The sequence below is a fragment of the Planococcus salinus genome (assembly GCF_003719725.1).
Taxonomy (GTDB): domain Bacteria; phylum Bacillota; class Bacilli; order Bacillales_A; family Planococcaceae; genus Planococcus; species Planococcus salinus.
Genome location: NZ_RIAX01000009.1, coordinates 98411 through 118140, shown reverse-complemented (window position 1 = coordinate 118140; position 19730 = coordinate 98411). Strand labels below are relative to the sequence as shown.

The 19730-nt window shown below is 48.4% G+C and carries 19 protein-coding genes; 13 read left to right on the top strand and 6 right to left on the bottom strand.

The window, feature by feature from the left end; genetic code table 11:
- Positions 1-91 precede the first annotated feature (91 nt).
- From EEX84_RS12440 to EEX84_RS12400, 9 genes are all read left to right on the top strand, one after another.
- Entirely contained in the window at positions 92-874 is a 783-nt protein-coding gene (locus EEX84_RS12440) for an IclR family transcriptional regulator (protein ID WP_123165977.1), read from the top strand.
- A 62-nt stretch (positions 875-936) separates the two neighbouring features.
- Positions 937-2730, top strand: a complete 1794-nt coding sequence (locus EEX84_RS12435; RefSeq protein WP_123165976.1) for an acyl-CoA dehydrogenase family protein — start codon at positions 937-939, stop codon at positions 2728-2730.
- Positions 2731-3159: 429 nt separating this feature from the next.
- Positions 3160-4092, top strand: coding sequence for a hydroxymethylglutaryl-CoA lyase (locus EEX84_RS12430; RefSeq protein ID WP_123165975.1), 933 nt, complete (start codon positions 3160-3162; stop codon positions 4090-4092).
- A 25-nt stretch (positions 4093-4117) separates the two neighbouring features.
- Positions 4118-4912, top strand: a complete 795-nt coding sequence (locus EEX84_RS12425; RefSeq protein WP_123165974.1) for an enoyl-CoA hydratase/isomerase family protein — start codon at positions 4118-4120, stop codon at positions 4910-4912.
- A 30-nt stretch (positions 4913-4942) separates the two neighbouring features.
- Positions 4943-6109 carry an acyl-CoA dehydrogenase family protein gene (locus EEX84_RS12420; RefSeq protein WP_123165973.1) on the top strand — a complete coding sequence of 389 codons (1167 nt, stop codon included), beginning with the start codon at positions 4943-4945 and terminating at the stop codon, positions 6107-6109.
- Positions 6110-6173: 64 nt separating this feature from the next.
- On the top strand, positions 6174-7544 hold the full coding sequence (locus tag EEX84_RS12415) for an MmgE/PrpD family protein (RefSeq protein ID WP_123165972.1): 1371 nt from the start codon (positions 6174-6176) through the stop codon (positions 7542-7544).
- 399 nt (positions 7545-7943) lie between these two features.
- Positions 7944-8930, top strand: coding sequence for a TAXI family TRAP transporter solute-binding subunit (locus EEX84_RS12410; protein ID WP_123165971.1), 987 nt, complete (start codon positions 7944-7946; stop codon positions 8928-8930).
- 28 nt (positions 8931-8958) lie between these two features.
- A complete protein-coding gene (locus EEX84_RS12405) occupies positions 8959-9384 on the top strand; it encodes a DUF1850 domain-containing protein (RefSeq protein ID WP_338048388.1) in 426 nt (141 codons plus the stop codon).
- Entirely contained in the window at positions 9381-11402 is a 2022-nt protein-coding gene (locus EEX84_RS12400; RefSeq protein ID WP_123165970.1) for a TRAP transporter permease, read from the top strand. The genes EEX84_RS12405 and EEX84_RS12400 overlap by 4 nt, the downstream gene beginning before the upstream one ends.
- A gap of 55 nt (positions 11403-11457) precedes the next feature.
- Here the strand turns inward: EEX84_RS12400 and EEX84_RS12395 are convergent, their stop codons facing one another.
- The 4 genes from EEX84_RS12395 to EEX84_RS12380 form a co-directional block, all read right to left on the bottom strand.
- Positions 11458-12780, bottom strand: coding sequence for a CitMHS family transporter (locus EEX84_RS12395; protein WP_123165969.1), 1323 nt, complete (start codon positions 12778-12780; stop codon positions 11458-11460).
- Between the two features lie 187 nt (positions 12781-12967).
- Positions 12968-13699 (bottom strand): response regulator, encoded by a 732-nt coding sequence (locus tag EEX84_RS12390; protein ID WP_123165968.1) that lies wholly within the window; start codon positions 13697-13699, stop codon positions 12968-12970.
- Positions 13696-15345, bottom strand: coding sequence for an ATP-binding protein (locus EEX84_RS12385; RefSeq protein ID WP_123165967.1), 1650 nt, complete (start codon positions 15343-15345; stop codon positions 13696-13698). The genes EEX84_RS12390 and EEX84_RS12385 overlap by 4 nt, the downstream gene beginning before the upstream one ends.
- 170 nt (positions 15346-15515) lie before the next feature.
- Positions 15516-15842: a four-helix bundle copper-binding protein gene (locus tag EEX84_RS12380; protein ID WP_123165966.1), complete on the bottom strand. Its 327-nt coding sequence runs from the start codon at positions 15840-15842 to the stop codon at positions 15516-15518.
- A gap of 138 nt (positions 15843-15980) precedes the next feature.
- Between EEX84_RS12380 and EEX84_RS12375 the strand changes: the two genes are divergently transcribed.
- Positions 15981-16523 (top strand): GNAT family N-acetyltransferase, encoded by a 543-nt coding sequence (locus EEX84_RS12375; RefSeq protein WP_123165965.1) that lies wholly within the window; start codon positions 15981-15983, stop codon positions 16521-16523.
- 24 nt (positions 16524-16547) lie between these two features.
- Here EEX84_RS12375 and solA read toward each other — a convergent pair whose 3' ends face one another.
- Positions 16548-17687 carry an N-methyl-L-tryptophan oxidase gene (gene solA / locus EEX84_RS12370; protein ID WP_123165964.1) on the bottom strand — a complete coding sequence of 380 codons (1140 nt, stop codon included), beginning with the start codon at positions 17685-17687 and terminating at the stop codon, positions 16548-16550.
- Positions 17688-17831: 144 nt separating this feature from the next.
- Here solA and EEX84_RS12365 point away from each other — a divergent pair, with 144 nt between their 5' ends.
- Both EEX84_RS12365 and EEX84_RS12360 read left to right on the top strand, forming a co-directional pair.
- Positions 17832-18122, top strand: coding sequence for a DUF5316 family protein (locus EEX84_RS12365; RefSeq protein ID WP_123165963.1), 291 nt, complete (start codon positions 17832-17834; stop codon positions 18120-18122).
- A 104-nt stretch (positions 18123-18226) separates the two neighbouring features.
- Entirely contained in the window at positions 18227-18421 is a 195-nt protein-coding gene (locus tag EEX84_RS12360) for a hypothetical protein (RefSeq protein ID WP_123165962.1), read from the top strand.
- A 43-nt stretch (positions 18422-18464) separates the two neighbouring features.
- Here the strand turns inward: EEX84_RS12360 and EEX84_RS12355 are convergent, their stop codons facing one another.
- Positions 18465-18878, bottom strand: a complete 414-nt coding sequence (locus tag EEX84_RS12355) for a VOC family protein (RefSeq protein ID WP_123165961.1) — start codon at positions 18876-18878, stop codon at positions 18465-18467.
- A gap of 322 nt (positions 18879-19200) precedes the next feature.
- Here EEX84_RS12355 and EEX84_RS12350 point away from each other — a divergent pair, with 322 nt between their 5' ends.
- The gene (locus EEX84_RS12350) at positions 19201-19647 is read left to right on the top strand and encodes a DUF4385 domain-containing protein (protein ID WP_123165960.1); all 447 of its coding nucleotides are present in this window, start codon (positions 19201-19203) and stop codon (positions 19645-19647) included.
- Positions 19648-19730 lie beyond the last annotated feature (83 nt).

The window sequence follows — 19730 nt, the reverse complement described above, 5'->3', positions numbered from 1 at the left end:
TTGTTTCGTTTCATTTCGAACATTGACCTTGAGAACACTGCCGTCAGAAAAAGGGTGAAGATGGAAGAAATAATGAATTGAGGTGGAGAAAATGCAAAACCCGAAAAAAAAATATTCTGTCCCGGCAGTTGCCTCAGCTTTCAAGATGATCACCTTATTGAGCAGAAAAAAATACCAAAGCAGCACTCTTACTGAAATCTCCAATGCCTTATCGATCAATCCCACTACTTGTTACCGTGTGCTGTATGAGTTGCAGGAATTGTCGGTAGTGAAATACGATGCCAGAAGCAAACGGTATACACTCGGTCCGTATCTTGTGGTGCTTGGGGAACGGGCAAAAGAGCATTTGTTCGATTTATCACTTATTAATGCTCATCTTGAAAAGTTAACTGCGGCGACCGGCATTACCAGCTTTTTGGTATCGCGGGTAGGAAGAAACCGCTCCACCATCGTGTCTAAAGTCGAAGGTGAAAATTTCGGCGTCAGGGTGTCGGTTGGCCGTCATTTTGATCTGGCGGATGGTGCTTATGGAAAGTGTCTGATCGCATACGCGAGCTCTGAAGATGTGGAATACTCCCTGCAAAAAAGTGAAAGAATCAGCCGCTACAATGAGCAGCAACTAAAAGAGTTTCGGCAGGAGCTGGTGGAAGTGAAGAAAAACGGCTATGCGGTTTCCTATAACGAAACCATCAAAGGCATTTTTGGCGTCGGTGCCCCGATTGTCAACTTCAACAACCAGGTGGAAATGTCCATCGCATTTGCAGGTGTCTGTGCGCAGTATCAACCCGATGAGCTTCAGCCGCTCATCGACTTAATCTCGACAGCGGCGAGGGAAATTTCGGTGGAATTAAATAAGGAATTCATCACCATTTAACATTCAGCCACTCGTTTCGGTGTGGAAAAGAATCCGTTCGATTAGTGAAGGGAGACTGAAAAGTGGAAACGACCTTAAAGAAAAATGAAAAGACCGGCAATATGCCGGATACTGAAGGGCTTAATTTTTTCGAAGAAGACAAGCAATTGTCCTATCTTTTGAACCGCATGCTTTCAGAGAAGGAAGTGGAGCAGGCGCAGGCCATGCTTTCTGAATTAGGGGGAGTGGCTGGTGGTGAGCTCGATCAATTGTCACGCACTGCTGACAAAAACCCGCCGGTGCTGCAGTCCTTTAATGAGAAAGGCGAACGCGTTGATCACGTTGAATTTCATCCTTCTTATCGGCAAATGGAACGACTGGGTTATGGGCGTTTCAATATGGTGGCCATGTCCCACAAAAAAGAAGGCATCTGGGGATGGGATACCAGGTTTCCATATGTATTAAAGTATGCTTCCTGGTATTTGTTTGCCCAGGCAGAGTTTGGACTTCTTTGTCCGATGAGCATGACCGATTCGGCGGCCCGTGTCCTCGACAAATTCGCCAGTGAGGAAATGAAACAAAAATACCTTCCCCGTTTGACGAGCACGGATCTGGATGAGTTATGGACAGGTGCCCAGTTCATGACTGAAAAACAGGGAGGGTCTGATGTCGGGGCCAATACGATGAGAGCCGAAAAGGCCGGCGACTATTGGAAATTATGGGGAGACAAGTGGTTTTGTTCCAATGTTTCTGCTGATGTGGCGCTGGTATTGGCGCGTCCTGACAATTCCCCATCAGGCACAAAAGGTTTAGGCATGTTCCTGGTGCCGAGAAGGCTGGAAGACCAATCGCTGAACCATTACCGGATTAACCGCCTGAAAGACAAGCTGGGAACGATGAGCATGGCTTCCGGAGAAGTCAGTTTTGAAGGTGCCGTCGCTTATGAAGTGGGCGAGATCAACAATGGCTTTAAGCAAATGATGGCCATGGTGAATTCATCCCGGCTGTCAAACGCTGTCCGTTCCACCGGCATGATCAGACGCAGTTTTGTCGAAGCGCTTGAACATGCCCGGGGACGAGCTTCTTTTGGCAAAGACTTAGCGGAATTGCCTTTGATGCGAGAAAACTTATTTGAACTTCTGCTGGACAGTGAAACCACCACATCAATGGTGCTGCATACTGCGGGAGTCTACCAGCGGGCAGATGAAGGAGAAGAGAAAGACCAGGCGCTGCTGCGCATTCTGACTCCTTTATTGAAAGGATATATATGCAAAAGGGCCAGGTATCTAACAGCCGAATCAATGGAAGTGAGAGGCGGCAACGGTTACATCGAAGACTGGGTGAATCCAAAGCTGCTACGAGATGCCCATGTCGGTTCCATTTGGGAAGGTACGACCAATATCCTGGCACTGGACGTTTTGCGCTCGTTGAGCAAAGACCGTGTAGGCGCCGTCTTCTTTGACGACTTGAAAGAACGGCTGGCGAAATTGGAGCAACCAGCAGCCAAGCGTCTTGGCCAGGTAATGTCTGCCATTACGGACAAAGTTCAGCAGCAAACGGACAGGGCTGTCGCTCTCGAAGGACCTGCACGGGAATTGCCCGCCAAACAGTTGATGAACCGCATGTATCATCTTTATGCCGCCAGCCTGTTGCTGGAAGAAGCGGAAGATGAAATCTCCACACAGCAAAACTACCGGAAACTGTACTTGGCTGTCCAATACATCTCCCGCTATTTCCTAGCCAATGGCTTTGATGATTTCCATTCGAGCGATCCTTCCTTGTTGGACGCATTCAATCAGCTCATGGACTGGGGACGAGTGGAGGAAGGCGCAGCAGAAACGATGCTGCAGCAGTTGGAAAGCGCGGTAGGAATTTAAAGCTATGGTCAGCTGGGCCACAGGGAGCGCTGGCGGAAAGGTTGCGATTGCTGATGCAAACAAACCAACAGCTTTTTTCCGCCGGGCAGCCCCAGTGCAGGTCATATACTGCGCCATTACATATGAAAGAAGGAGAAAGACACTGAGCCATTCATCAGCATAATTTATTTTATACAATGCGGCAGCTGTCCGGCGAGGATGTTTTGAGAAATGAAAAAGTCCGTTTTCTGATCAAGTCATACTGTGCTATTATAGTAGGTGACAGAAAAAATCTGAATTATTCAAATCAATTGAAAACAATGGAGCCAGACAATCGGAGGAAGGCAAAGGGAATCGGGCAGAATCGCTTCTGTTTGCCTGCAATCGTTTTTCTGCAATTGGATACAAAATCCGTTTTCTGAACCGATTCGTACGGAAGGAGAGACCGTCATGAACTACCCAAAAGAAATACGCATCAATGAAATGGTGCTGCGGGACGGACTGCAGCTTGAAGAAAAAGTATTGAGCGTGGAAGAAAAGCATTCCATCTATGACAGCTTGAAAAAAGCGGGAATCCAATCATTTGAGTTCGGCTCGTTCGTGCATCCCAAGCTGGTGCCACAGATGGCCAACAGTGGCGAATTGTTTACGGAAATCGCCCAGGACGCGGAAGGAATTGAACTGATTGCTCTGGTGCCGAACTTAAAAGGTGCACAAAAAGCACAGGAACTCCAAGTCAAAGAAATCAATTTCGTCTTTTCGGCAAGCGATACCCACAATATGCAGAATGTCCGTAAAACGACTGAGCAATCGATTGAAGAGCTGAAAGAGATCCATTCTTTCAGCAAAGAATCAGGGATGAAATTGAATGTCACAGTGGCTACGTCTTTTGGCTGTCCGTTCGAGGGGGAGATCCCGGAAAGCCGCGTTCTTTCCTGCCTCAAGGAATTGGAGCCGTTGCAGATCCATACGGTGACGCTTGCTGACACGACAGGGATGGCGAACCCGAAACAGGTCTCTGAGCTGATGAGCAAAGTCGTTTCCGAATTTCCACAATTAGATTTGGGGCTCCATTTCCACAATACGAGAGGAATGGGACTGGCCAATATCCTGGCGGGAATTGAAGCAGGGGTGACGCGTTTCGATGCTGCGCTTGGCGGTCTTGGCGGCTGTCCATTCGCACCGGGTGCGACAGGCAATGTCTGCACAGAAGACGTCGTCCATATGCTTCACAGCATGGGAATGGAGACGAATGCCGACTTGAGCGCTTTGCTGGAAGCGTCGGCTTCCCTGGAAAAGCTGATCGGCCACCCGAACAAAAGCTATATTTTAAAAGCAGGGCCGTACGACCGGAAATACCCAGTACCGGAATTGAGCAATTAAGTAATCTGTATCGGAGGCTTATGGAATGGAAAATTATGAAACGCTGAACGTGATCACGGAGCATGCGGATGATTTTGTATATATTCTTGAATTGGACCGTCCGGATGCGATGAACTCATTAAGTACACAGATGGCAGTCGAGCTGATCGAATGCCTGAAGGACCTGAAAGACCGGAAAGATATCCGCGTGCTGATTTTGACGGGTGCCGGGGAGAAAAGCTTTTGCACAGGCGCCGATCTGAAAGAACGGAAAACGATGAACAACGACCAATGGAAAAAGCAGCACGATATTTTTGAAGATGCTTATCAGATGATTCGTGAATTCCCGTATCCGGTCATTGTAGCAGTGAACGGTTATGCACTTGGCGGCGGCATGGAAATGATGCTGAGCTGTGATCTGCGCTATGTGGCCGATCATGCCAAAATGGGGCTGCCGGAAGTGACGCTGGGCATTATTCCGGGAGTAGGCGGTACTCAATTATTGCCGCGTGCCATCCCGGTGGCATTGGCGAAAGAATTCCTGCTGACAGGCAAGCACATTCCGGCTGAACGAGCGCTGGGAGCAGGCCTGATCAATGGCATATTTACCGGTGCGGAGCTGAGAGAGAAAACTTTGGAAGTGGCGAAAACCATCGCCAAAAATGCACCGTTGTCACTCCAATCCATTAAAAAATCAGTCGACAAAGGCCTCCAGACGGATTTGAACACCGCATTGTCGATCGAATTGGATCAATATTATAAATGTGCCAATTCCGAAGACCGGCAAGAAGGGGTTCTGGCTTTCAACGAAAAGCGGAAACCGAACTGGCAAGGCAAGTAAATACAATATACCAAGGAGGAAACGACAATTATGACAACACAAACAAGCTCATCCGAAGATTTGGAACTGATCAGAGAAAGCATCCGCAAACTATGCTCGAAATACCCGGAAGAATATTGGAGCGGTCTTGATAAAAACCATGAATACCCTGAAAAATTCATCAAGGAACTCACGTCCGAAGGCTGGCTTTCGGTTTTGATTCCGGAAGAATACGGCGGCGCCGGACTCGGAATGGCAGAAGCCTGTGTGATTTTGGAAGAAATCAACCGTTCAGGCGGCAACGCCGGGGCGGGCCATGCACAAATGTACACCATGGGCGCTTTGTTGAACCATGGAAGCGAAGAGCAGAAGCAGCGGTTTCTGCCAAAAATCGCATCAGGTGAATTGCGCCTTCAGGCATTCGGCGTGACAGAACCGACAGCGGGCAGTGATACGACCAATATCGATACGGTGGCAGTCCGAAAAGGCGATAAATACATCGTCAATGGACAGAAAATCTGGATTTCACGGACGCGTTATTCGGATATCATGCTGCTGTTGGCCCGTACGACACCGAAAGACCAAGTGAAAAAGAAAACCGATGGCCTGAGCATGTTCCTGCTCGACATGAACGATCAAAAAGACAATATCACCATTGTGGATATTGATACGATGATCAACCATGCGACAACGGAAGTTTTCTTTGAAAATGTGGAGATCCCGGTTGAAAACCTGATTGGGGAGGAAGGAAAAGGCTTCCATTACGTCTTGAGCGGAATGAACGCGGAGCGGATTCTGATTGCTTCGGAAAGCATCGGAGACGGCTATTATTTCGTAGACAAATCCGTTCAATATGCAAAAGAACGCGTCATTTTCAACCGTCCGATCGGCCAAAACCAGGGCATTCAATTCCCGATTGCCAAAGCTTATATGGATATCGAAGCGGCGAAGCTGATGCGGGACAAAGCGGCTGCGGCGTTTGACAACAAGCAAAAGCTTGGAGCAGAAGCCAATATGGCCAAGTATCTGGCTGCAGAGGCGGCATGGAAAGCAGGAAATGCGGCGATGGATACGTACGGCGGATATGGATTTGCCACAGAATACAATATTGAGCGCAAATTCCGGGAAGCCCGCCTATTCATGATTGCACCGATTTCCAATAACCTGGTGGTCAGCTATGTCGGCCAGCACGTTCTTGGATTGCCTCGCTCGTTTTAAGTTGCCGGCCCTTGTGTAAGAAGCAGGGGCCTTTATGTGTTTGATACAAAGGAGGAGAAGAAGGATGACATTAAGCCAAGCATTGGCCAATTACCAGACGAAACTGACGTATGAAGACCTGCCTGAAGAAGTGGTTTCATTCGCGAAGCTCTGTATTTTAGATTATTTCGGTTCGGCATTAGCCGGATCGACAAAAGAACCCATCCTGATGATTTCCGAAACGATCGAAGAAATGGGTGGAAACCCACAGGCGACTCTCGTGACAAAAGGAAAGACTTCGGCATTGAACGCGGCTTTGGTAAACGGTGCTTCCAGCCATATCGTCGAATTGGATGATATCCATAAAGGATCCATCATCCATGCGGCCACAGTCGTGGTGCCGGCAGCATTGGCTGTGGCGGAGTGGAAGCAATTGAGCGGCAAAGAGCTGATTGTGGCTGTCGTGGCTGGTTATGAAATCTGTTTCCGAATCGGCGAAGCAGTGTCACCGTCGCATTACTATTATTGGCACAACACCGCAACCTGCGGAACGTTCGGTGCGACTGCAGCTGCGGCGAAATTGCTGGAATTGACGGAAGAACAGACAGTACATGCCATCGGAAACGCGGGAACACAAGCGGCCGGCCTGTGGGAATTTATCGTAGACGGTGCCATGTCCAAACAACTTCATCCCGGAAAAGCGGCGATGAACGGCTTGCTGGCAGCTTTGCTTGCGGAAAAAGGATTTACGGGTGCCCAAAAGATCCTTGAAGGCGACCGTGGCTTTTTCAAAGCGATGAGCGAAGAATACGACGAAGGAAAAATTACCGTCAATCTGGGTGAGGAATTCAAAATTCTGGAGAACGCCTTTAAACTCCATGCTTCCTGCCGACACACCCATGCAGCCATTGATATCGCAGTGGACATCGTCAAAGAAAATGACTTTACTGCCGAAGATATTGAGCGCGTCGAAGTGGGTTGTTACAAACCGACGATGGACATCACGGACAATATCGATCCGCAAACACAATACGCCTCTAAATTCAGCGTCCAGTATTGCACAGCGCTGGCGCTGGTCAAAGGAAGTGCGAGTTTGGAAGACTTCAACGAAAAGGACTTATGGGATACGACGATCCGCGGCGTAATGGCAAAAGTGGATGCACAGCTTGACCCTGAAATCGCAGCAGCTTATCCGGAGCGCTGGGGATCCAAAGTCAAAGTTGTGCTGAAAAATGGCCAGGAAATTGAAAAGCAGGAAGACTACCCGAAAGGCGATGCTGAAAACCCGGTTTCTTCCGAAGAGCTGCAGGAAAAGTTCCTTCAATTGGCAACGGTTCTTCCGGAAGACAAACGTGTAGCTTTTTCAGAAAAAGTGCTGGACCTTGAGCAGCTGGAAAACATCGCTGACTTGATGGAGCTGGTTTATACGCCGGGAACGGAAACTGTGACCCGTTAAAAAAAGGGGCTGTCTCAAAAGGTCATGAAAAATGACTTTTAGGGGCAGTCCCTTTTTGCATCCAAAAGAAATGGCTGAGGTCCATTCCGACAGACGCTTTCCGCGGGCACAGCCTCAGCCGGATCTGAAATAAGTGTACAAAAATCGTCCGGTCCAGTAAATGAGAGTTACCACACAACCACTTTTTTATAAAGCGATATTAATATTTCAGAATAATTAAAACCATATCTAAAAGATGGAAAATTTTCATTTTTCTATTATTTTTTGTGTGAAAAAAGCAGCTGAAGAATGCATTTTTGAGAAAGGGATATCAAACAATATTATTTAAAAAATCAATAATTGTCTTTTGTTTGATAAAGTATTCAGCTATAATAGTAAAAAAAGCAAGGGGGTACAGATATGAAACAGAATAAGTTAAGCGTTTTCATGATGTCTGCAGCTGCGGCATTGGTTTTGGCAGCATGTGGAGGCGGAGAAGAAACATCTTCCGGTGACGGAGGCGGTGGAGACGGCGAAGGCCTGGAAAGCAACATCGTTACAATTGCAACCGGCGGAGCATCCGGTCCTTATAATATTATTGGAACAACGTTGGCTGAAACTTACAGCGATGCATACGGTGTCAACTCCAGAACACAAACGACGGGGGCTTCTGTAGAAAACGTCAACTTGATGAAAGAAGACAAAATCGAAATGGCATTTACGATGAGTGACGTTGTCAGCCAGGCGGTTGAAGGGGAGGAAAGCTTCTCGGAGCCGACAGACAAAGTCAACCAGATCGCTGCACTTTATCCAAACTATGTTCAAATCGTAACAACAGCTGACTCAGGTATTGAAACATTTGAAGATTTGCGCGGAAAACGGATTGCAGTAGGGGACCAGAACTCCGGTGTTGAAGTGAACGCCCGCACCCTGCTGGAAGGCCATGGCATCACTTATGATGATATTGAAGTCGATTACCTGGGGTATGCAGAAGCGGCGGATGGATTGCGTGCCGGCCAGATTGATGCAGCATTTTTAACAAGCGGCTTGCCGAATGCGTCGTTGCTTGAGCTTTCTGAAACATTGGATATTCGATTGGTAACAGTGAATCCGGAAGATGTGGAAGAAATCGCACAGGACAAATCGTATTTTGTGGCACTTGATATTCCTGCAGACACTTATGGCAACGAGGAAGCGATTCCAACAGCGGCCATCATGAACGCTTTGATCGTTCATTCGGATATGAGTGAAGACGATGTATACGAATTGACAAAGACGTTCTTTGAGAATCTCGATACACTTGAGAACTCTCACCAGGCCGCTTCCGATATCTCGCTTGAAGCTGCTCAAGAAGGGCTCGTAGCACCATTGCATCCGGGAGCAGAACGTTATTACAGTGAACAGTAAAGTCTTGGGAGGAGGAGCATGCTTATTGGTGCTCCTTTTTTTCCTGCTATGGAAACTGCCGGTGATCCAGTTTGTTCTTGGCGATGAGGTGTACTATTTGAAAGAATCGTCGTTTACGTTGAAATGGATTCATTCAGTGGAAAAAGAAGAATGGCGGGAACAGTACGAAAGGGATGGCGATAAACTGCTCCTGACGGAAACCATTTTCAAGACGTACGGTGCCGGAGTGCCTTCGGACGGCGAAATTATCCCTTCCGAAGATGGCTATGTCCATATGCGAATCAATCGACAGGTCCAGGAGATGAACTTGACCGTTTCAGAAAATGCACAAACAGCGATTGAAACCGACGACAAAGAGATTTTACTGTATGAGTTAACACCAGATTATGAGTTTGTCACAATATCGGTGAGGCATGTCCATCTTTGGGAATATGTAGGAGGTAAAACCTTATGACGAAAGATAACAGAGATTTGAATATAGAAAGCATATCTGAGCACGCTGAAGATAAAAGCAAAAGCCAGGAAGTGCTGGAGAAATACGATACGGACGCCAAAGTCCGCAAATTAAAAAACCGAAAACTGGTTTTTATCATCGCGGCGATTGCCATTGCCTATTCACTTTATCATTTGTATGTAACATTCAATCCGCTTCCGGCGCTGCAGGCACGGTCTATTCACGTGGCAGTGGGGATGGGACTGATTTTTCTTGTGTATCCGACATTCAAAAAGCAGGATCGTTCAAAAATTCCATTCTATGACTGGATTTTATTCCTTTTCAGTTTGGGTACCGCCGGTTATCTGATCTATGAGTACAATGACATTGTCACAACACGTGGCGGGATTCCGAATACAATGGATATTGTCTTTGCCATTTTGACAGTGGTCCTCGTCCTGGAAGCTGCCAGACGAGTGACCGGCCTCATCCTGCCGGTTTTGGCTTTGGTGTTCCTGGCTTATCCGTTTGTCAGCCATTTTCTGTGGATGCCGGATATGCTGATGACGCGGCCATTCGATTTGGGCGATATTTTCGGCCAATTGTATTTGAAGACGGAAGGTTTGTATTCGACAGCCATTTCGGCTTCGTTGCAGTTTATTTTCCTGTTTATCCTGTTTGGTGCATTCCTTGCGAAATCGGGAATGGGGCAATTGTTCAATGACCTGGCCATGGCGCTTGCAGGAAGCAAGCAGGGCGGGCCGGCAAAAGTGGCCGTCATTTCCAGTGGCTTTATGGGAAGCATCAACGGTTCCGCGATTGCCAACGTCGTGGGAACCGGTTCTTTCACCATTCCGCTGATGAAAAAAATCGGCTACCATAAAAACTTTTCCGGCGCAGTTGAAGCCAGTGCGTCGGTCGGCGGACAAATTCTGCCGCCGATCATGGGGGCCAGTGCCTTCATCATGGCGGAAACAACCGGCATCGCCTATGGAACGATTGCTTTGGCGGCATTGCTGCCGGCCGTTCTTTATTTCCTTGGTGTAATCATGCAAGTGCATTTCCGTGCCGGCAAAGAAAATCTGCGGGGAATCCCGAAAGCGGATTTGCCCCGCACTAAAGAAGTGCTGAAAGAAAAAGGCCACTTGCTGCTGCCGATTGTCGGTTTGGTGTTCATGCTTTACACCGGGCTGCCGATTGCCTATGCGGCGTTCTATACCATCGTTTTGACAGTGGTCGTGGCAGCGTTCAGAAAATCGACGCGCATGAATTTCAAAGATATTCTGGAAGCGCTGGAAGACGGCGCGAGACAATCGCTGTCCGTCATGATTGCCTGTGCGGTTGTCGGAATCATTATCGGGGTGGTCAGCCTGACAAGCTTCGGTACGGTGATGACATCCGCCATCACAAGCTTTGGTGCAGGATCGTTGTTCTTTACACTGTTCTTGACGATGATCGCTTCCATTGTTTTGGGAATGGGCTTGCCGTCGATTCCGGCGTACATTATTACGGCCACTATGACAGCACCGGCGCTGGCTGAGTTCGGTATCCCGGTACTGGTGGCGCATCTGTTTGTATTCTATTTCGGAATTTTCGCCAATATCACACCGCCGGTTGCACTGGCAGCTTTCGCTGGAGCGGGTGTTTCCGGAGGCGATCCGATGCGTACCGGTTTCAATGCCCTGCGCTTGTCAATTGCCGGATTTATCATCCCGTATCTGTTCGTTTATAACCCGGCGATGCTGATGATCGATACGACAGGTGTAGCTGTCAATGCGACGGAATTCGGCTTCCCGTCCGTGCTGGAAATCTTGCTGATCACGGTGACGGCTGTCATCGGCATCATCGGGCTAAGTGCGACGGCAGAAGGCTTTTTCAAGACAAACCTGAACATCTTCACCCGTTTCGTACTCGGCGCAGGCGCGTTGATGCTGATCATCCCTGAGAATTTGACCGATATCATTGGTTTGGTAATTGTGTTGGGAATTTTCGCGCTTAACTATGTGAAGAACCGAAAAGAAAGCACCGTAACAGCTTAAGCAATAAACAGAAACACCGTTTCGGCATGAGAGCCGAAACGGTGTTTTTTTTGTCTTAAATAACGCCGATGAAAATCGAAATCACTACCAGCACTATACTGAATCCCCACATGATCGGGAGAGAATAGCGGATGTGCCTGCCCATCTCGAGACCTGCCAAACCGAGTGCAAGCCACAAGGCAGGGGAGAACGGACTGACAAAAGTGCCGATGATGTTGCCAATGATCATCGCATAAGCGACCGATAAAGAAGAAACGCCGAAACCGGTGACAACTTGTTCCACAATCGGGAACAAAGCAAAATAGTAAGCATCGGTGCTGAGCAGCAAATCGAATGGCACACCGAAGAAACCGATAATGATGTGCAAATACGGAATGATGGCAGCGGGCAGAATCGTCACGAGGTCAGTGGCGATGGAATCGAGCATCAACGTGCCGTTCAGAATTCCGAGAAACGATCCTGCTGCCAGGATGATGGCAGCCATCAAAAGAGCATTGGGTGCGTGATCTTTAATGCGCTCCATCTGGTCTTTCATCTTCGGGTAGTTTAATGGCAAAGCCAAGCTGACGCCAATCATGAAGGCAAATCCAGCAGGGACGATTCCCCAAACCAGCACGCCGATGACAGCCACAGCCAGTAAGGCATTGGCCCAAAGAAGCTTGGGGCGGCGAAGGGAGGCAGCTTTTAAAGAAGCTTCGTCCTGCGCCCCTTCAACAGGAGCCTGCGCTTCTTTGTAAATTTCTTCATTCAATAATCCGCGTTTGGCAATAAGGCGCTTTTCACGGACGGCCAGAATGGCAGCCAGTCCCATCAGCAGCACCAAAGCGATCAGTTGGACTTTGATGAGAGGGCGCCACAATTCTGTGACGTCCATACCAAGTACAGCTGCTGTGCGGCCAAGCGGTCCAGCCCACGGCAGCATATTCATCACACTGGCCGATGTTCCGATCAATAACAGCAGCAAATAAGGATTCATCTTTAAGCGTTTGTACAAGGGCAGCAAAGCGGGAATCGTAATCAGGAAAGTTGAAGCCCCGGAACCATCCAATTGGGCAACAGCTGCGATTAATACGGTCCCGACAGCAACGGCAATAATGTTTCCTTTGGAGATGGCGATCATTTTGTTGATCAGGGGATCAAACAGCCCCACGTCCTGCATAATGCCGAAAAACAGAATGGCAAAGATGAACATGATGACGACGCTCATTACAGATTCAATTCCACTGTTGAAAAACCCGCCAATTTCCTCGAAGTTGAAGCCGGCAACAAAAGCACCGACAATCGGCACAAGGACAAGCGCGACAATCGGGGTGATTTTGTTGCTGATGAGCAATGCCACAATGACCAGAATAGTCAGCAAGCCAATAATACTTAACATATAACTTCCTCCTACTGTTTCTTTTGTGATGCGAAGAGGAAAAGAGCCTGATTGTAAACGCATACAAATTGCCTTTTGGTTATGGAATATTGCGACAATTACAGGCAAAATCCCTCTTCTTCCAAGTTGTATACCATACAACTTATCACAGAGGGACAGGCGGATTAAGCTTATTCAATTAAGGGAATTATTGATCGTTTTGGGAGTTTTGATCATTTTGTTCATGTCTGTAACGCCTCTCGGGACGACCGATTTCACCATAGACCAACTGCGCTTTTGCTTCGCCGAGAGAGACGAGATATTCCAGGTAGCGTCTGGCTGTCGAGCGGCTGACACCGACTGCTTTGCCGGTTTCCAATGCATTAATGCCAGCGCCGGCCACTTCCGTCAGGATTTCTCTCACTTTCTGCAATGTAATCTGGTCGATGCCTTTGGGAGAAGCGGCGGCAGAAGGGTTTTCAGAAGCAGGAGATTTCTGCAAACCGATGAGCCGGTCAATGTCTTCCTGTTCGAGCTCCTGTCTGGAAGACAAAATGGACTGTTGTTCAGCGTAATGCATTAACGTCTTTTCAAAGCGGCTGAAGTCCACCGGTTTGATGATGTAGTCAAAGATACCGCCGCGCAAAGCTTCTTCAACCGTTGCAGTTTCTTTTGCCGCCGACAGCATAATAATATCAATCTGATGGTAATTTCTGCGGATTTCCCAAAACAGACTGAGTCCTGTCCGATCGGGGATATAGACGTCCAGCAGGATCAGATGAGGGAGCGAAGGCTGGCTCTGCAGAAACTGAATCGCCTCTTCGCCTGTTTTCGCGATGCCGATGACCCGAAATCCTTTTACTTTTTCCACGAGCTGCCGGTTAATGTCCGCCACCCGGAAGTCATCTTCCACGATCAATACGTCAATGCTGCTCTTCATGTTGTCCTCTCCTCTTTCGGTAATGATATAACAAAACTTGCGCCGCCTAATTCACTGGTTTCCAAATGCAATTCACCGCCTGCATCATGGACAAGGCGATTGGTCAATGCCAGTCCATAGCCACGATCGGAACCCGGTTTTGAACTAAAGCCCGCTTCAAATATGTGCTGGACATCTTCTTCGGCTATGCCATGTCCCGAATCGTCGATTTCAAACAGAATATCGTCTGCGATGTCGGTGAAGTAAACAGCGATTTGCCGATGCTCTTTGGGTCTGTCCTGCACTGCATCGATGGCGTTGTCGATTAAATTGCCGATTGCGGTCTGGAGGGCCTTGCTTTTCTTTTCCGATAAGCGGGAAGTGAGTGTGGAATCCGGATCTATCGACAAATCAATCTGCAATTCACTGGCCTGGTTCATCTTGCCGAGCAGCATGCCACTGACAAGCGGATCACTTACCTTGTCGATCAGCAGGCTGATCCACTTTTGCTGTACATCGTTTTCCATGCGAATAAAATCCAGTACTTCTTCTTTCTTGTTCAATTGGACCATACCTGAAATGGCATATAATTTATTGGTGAACTCGTGAGTTTGCGCACGTAAAGCATTGGCGTATTGCTTGATGCGGGACAGCTCTTTGGTCAGCAGCTCAATCTCCGTCTTATTGCGGAACGTGGAGACGGCACCGATCATGGAGCCATCAGCATAAATCGGAACGGAATTGATATAGACAATATGGTTGCCGAAAATGTGCTCCGTATCGTTTCGGCTTTGGCCACTTGCCAGCACCGACGGAAGTTCGGATGCGGGCAATACCTGGTGGATTGGCTGCCCGATCAAGTCATTAGCAGAAACGCTGCTGTCGAACAATAAATGCAGCGCCGCTGCGTTTACCATGGTGATGGCGTTTTTGCTGTCAATTGCGACGATGCCTTCATGAGTGGATTGAAGAATCGTTTCTTTTTGGAACAGCAGGCGGGAAATTTCTTCCGGTTCCAAGCCATACAAAATGCGCTTTATATAGGAAGAGATCCAAATTGCCCCCAGCAGCGCCGCTGCTCCGATCAACCCCAGCACAAGCCACAGCTCCTGATTGTAATTGCCGATGATGGTCTGGACATCATCGGCCAAGAAACCGACAGAAACGACGCCGATTATTTCTCCTTCCTCAACCACTGGTACTTTCGCACGCAGGGAACTGCCAAGCGAGCCTGTCGCTCTGGAAATGTAGGATTCGCCTTTTAACAGCGCACGTTCATTGTCTTCGCCAACCATTTGTTGACCGATCTGTTCCGGATTGGGATGGGAATAGCGGATTTCATCCTGATTTCCGACAACGATGAATTCGGCGCCGGTTGCTTGCCGAACCGGTTCAACAACAGGCTGGATACTGGCGGCTGGATCTTCTTCACTGAACGCCTCAACAATCAGCGGATTGAGCGCCACGCTTTCAGCCACGCTCATCGCGCGTTCTCCCATCTGCATTTCCAGCGTATCCGTAACGAAATAATCGAGAAAGATTCCGATGACGATGACAATGGCGAAGATCAAGAATCCGATAAGCAGTATCATTTTCATTTTTAAACTGATGGCCGTGTCGGGTTTTGCGGAGCGGTTTTGTATATTTTCTTTCTTAAAGTGAATCATGCTGTAGAACTCCTTAGTGGCTTTCTGTGTTTTTGCCATAATACCATATAGAAGGAGAAAGACGGGTTTTTTATACAGAAAAAGTCCGCCTGCCGGGAGTTGGCGGGCGGACTTTTCAAAGTGGTATTCACAGCCAGTGGAAAATGCTGCCTGTTCTGCTGATTGACGTTTTATGCAATGTTTCTGCAAGCTTCTGCGCATTTAAAGCATGCTTTCGCACATTCCTGGCAGTGATCGTGGTCGTGTTTTTCGCATTCTTTTCCGCAAGCTTCACAGACTGCTGCGCAAACTTTTGCGAGTTCTGAAACGAATGGGGAGTTTCTGCTGATTGCCTGTTCCAAAAACGCGCATATATCCGCGCATTCACGGTCCAAACGGATGCACTCGGCCATCATTTTCACGTCTTCTTCCTGTAAACAAGCGTCAAAACAGTGGTTGCAGGTCGCCGTGCAATCGTGCAATGTCTGTAGAAGTTCCGCATGTTGTTGGTGTGCCATCATAAAACCTCCATTTGTATTTTTGTCTACAATGTTTCTAATTCCCGCTTTGTTTCAAAGTAAACGAATTTTACGAAAGGCATTTGGCAGTGAGAGTCGAATACTATGCAATAAGAAGATTTTTTAAAGGAGCACGTTATGTTTTTATACAAAGTGGATGAACAGCTGTCACTGAAATTAATGGAAGTGGACGATGCCGAGCAGCTTTTCGAATTGATCGAAAAATCCCATGATTATTTGAGGCAATGGCTGCCGTGGCTGGATTTGACGACGACGCTGGAAGACACCCGGTTATTCATTCAGGCGGCAAAAATGGACAGCGCCGAAGGGAAAAGTTTGAATGCTGCGATTGTCTGGAATGGCAAAATTGTCGGGATGGCCGGCTTCAGCTCCATCGATCAAATAAAGAGAATCGCCAAAATTGGCTACTGGCTGGCACCTGAATTTCAAGGGAGCGGTATGATGACAACCGTCGTCAAGGCGCTGACTGATTACGCCTTTGCCGGCATGTCGCTGGACAAAGTCGAAATCCGCGTGGCAACGGAAAATGCCAAAAGCCGTGCCATTCCGGTGCGTCTCGGCTATACCGAAGAAGCCACACTCCCGCATGCAGAGTGGCTGTATGATCATTACGTCGACCATGTCGTTTACACGATGCGTGCGGAAGAATGGAATCAATAATAAAACCTTTTCCTCAGCTTAGAGTCAGGAAAAAATTACCTGGAAACGGTCCAATGAAAAATGGGAGATGTCGAGTGATGACTGGCCTTCCGTTACCAACTCACTGAGGATTTCGCCAACGACGCTGCTGAACTTGAAACCGTGCCCGGAAAATCCGCAGGCGACGATGACGCTCGGGTGACCAGGGAGGCGGTCGATGACAAAGTCGCCATCCGGTGTGTTGGTGTACGTGCAGATTTTGCCGTCTTTGTGGACCAGTTTTTCTGACATGTGACGGTCAACAAACTGCGTGACCTCCTGTACGTCTTCAGGATAATCGCCAAATGAGGCGAGTTTATCTTCTGCTGAAACTGCAACTCCCCGGTCATGCCGTCCGATTTTCAGCCCTGCCTGTGCAATGCTTGGAAATCCGTAATACGTGCTTTCGCCGTTTTCAAATGACCAGGCTGGAAAGGCATCCGGCCCATAGACGGCTTCGGCAGCGTTAAACCAGGAAAACGTTTTCCGGACCGGCTGCAGCGGCAGGGAAGTTCCAAGCAGGGAGAGTACGGCGTTCGTCCCTTTTCCGGCGGTCACAATCAATTGTTTCGCTGTGAATTTTTTGTCGCCTGCGATTATGTGGATGGCTCCTTCCTGGTCCACCATCTGTTTCACGCGTGTATTTGTCATCAAATGAGCGCCCTGCACAACTGCCAGTTCGCGGTAGGCCCGGATGATTTCTTCACTCAGCAGAACGCCGGAATTCGGTTCAAAACAGCCCATCAAACTGTCCGGCAATTGAAATCCGCCCCAGCGGCTGTTGATATCCGATGCAGTCAGCCGTTCATGAGGCAATTGATGCGTTTCGGCAGACTCGATGACATTATGCAGAAACGAGGAGCTTTCCGTGCCGATATTCAATACACCGGTTTGATAAAACAGCTTTCGGCCGGCTGCTTGCTCCAATTCGAGCCATAATGTCTGTGCGCGCAGCGCCAGGGGAACGTAGTTGCCGCCTTCTCCGTATGCATGACGGATCAGCCGCGTTTCGCCGTGATGGGAACCTTCTGAATGGGGCGGATCGAAGGCGTCAATGACGGCCACCCTTTTACGGCGCTTCGTTAAATGGTAGGCGGCCGCCATTCCCATCGAACCGCCGCCAATGATGATTGCATCGAACTCCATGTCACATACCTCCCGAAATTGTCACTTGCTGTAACTTTTGAACAATTATATCCTATAATAAGAGACGCTGTCTGCAGACGATGTGCTTTCATCATGGGGCGAAAGCTGAGCAGTCACGGACATCATATACGAGGAGGAAACAGGATGAAATACTTTCTTACAGGGATCGGAGTTGCGATATTGAGCGCCGTCATCGCCTATCTGGCTGATAATTGGTCGTTGATGATTCTTATTGCCGGTGCGTTTGGACTTATTTGTCTTATTTATGCGGCGATCTTGTCAATTACTTCAGCGAAAGGTGGCAAAGACAAGCGGAATTTCGCTTCGGAAAGAAGACGGGAACAGCGGGAGCGATCCGCACGAATTGGCGGTGTTCTGCTGATGGCAGCGCCCAATCTGCTGCTCGCTGTCATCGGCTTTGTTTATCTCGGCTGAGCATCGAGTCGATATAAGTGATGGAATGAACAGTCCGGTCCATATTTTGGGCTGGGCTGTTTTTATGATTTGAAAAAGCGATGCATGGAATGGAGGGGAAAGCTTTGAAAAGCTGGTTTTCACGAAATTGGCATTGGTTGTTTTTCCTGCTGATCAGCGTCAGTTTTATGGCTGGCTTATGGAATTTTACATTGGAGGCCACGGCTGTAGTGGGGCTTGTTTTTGGCGGTATAGGAACAGTCAGCGTTGGGATCCTGGTGTATTACATAGAAAAGGAAAAGCGGCAGACAGGAGACTGAGTCTGCCGTTTTATTTTACCTGTACGAAGATGCTGTATGGAAGTCAGCTCCATTCCGGATTCCACACTGCTTCCCATAAATGGCCGTCGGGATCTTGAAAATAACCCGCGTAGCCGCCCCAAAATGTGTCATGTGCCGGCACTGTGATGGTGGCTCCTGCCTGTCTCGCTTGTTCCATGACTGCGTCGACTTCCTCCTTGTTTGCTACATTATGGCCAAGTGTCATATTGATGGGGGTGGATGGACTGAGCGGCAGGTTTGCGTCATGTGCAATATCCGAACGCTTCCATAACGCCAATTTCAAGCCGTCCTGTAAATCAAAAAAGGCAACTGCCCCATGCTCGAATTCAGCACCAACAATCCCGGATGATGCCCACCCCAAATCATCCCTGTAAAACTGAAGCGACTTTTCCAGGTTCTCTACGCCTAATGTGATGACTGAAATGTGTGGTTTCATTCCCATTCCTCCTAAGATTTTTGATTCAATCAAGACTGGCCGTGTTGCTGTTGATTTTATTATACCGGCTGAAGCAGGTGGGTGGTGGCTGTTTTCTGCAGGTGATCGTCGATTTGGACTCCAGTGATGGAATAAACAGTCGGGTCCCGGGGATGAACCGGCCTGTTTTATTTGCAGAAAAATCGCTTGAACGGACGAGTTGCAACTTTTCATTCAGAGGGACAAACGGGAGAGAGGGCGAAAAGAGACATGGCAAAAGCACTTGTTTCTTGAGAGTGTTTGCGCCAAAACCGGGTATAAATGAGGCAAGGAGTGGATGATGATGGCGTTTAACTATGAGCTGGATTACAAAAACCTGGACCTGCGGAAGCAGCCGGAATTGTACCGTGTCGGCAAAGGCGAGCAGGGGGTGCTGCTGGTGGAACCGTATAAAAGCGAGATTCTGCCGCACTGGCGCTTCAAGACGCCGGAGATTGCCCAGGAATCATGCGATAAAATCTATGAAATGTTCGAGGAATACAGGCGGCAGGATGATTTCGTCGGCATGGACATGGCGCGGAAGTATATCCAGATGGGCTATACGCGTGCGCGGCGCTATACGAATTACAAAGGCGGCCGCAAATATAATGAAGACGGCTCGATCAAAGAGCGCCAGATTGACCCGGTAAAAGAGGAAGCGGCGGCTATTTTCAAGAAGAAATGGGATGAGATAAGACAAGATGAGGACTACCTGCGCCGCAAAAAGCAGCACCAGAAAGAATATGGATGAACGGGTTAGAGACAATTCAGCCTCAAAGAAAACGGAATTTCCTGCGGGGCTTCCGTTTTTTTGAGGTTTGCTTTCATTGTTCG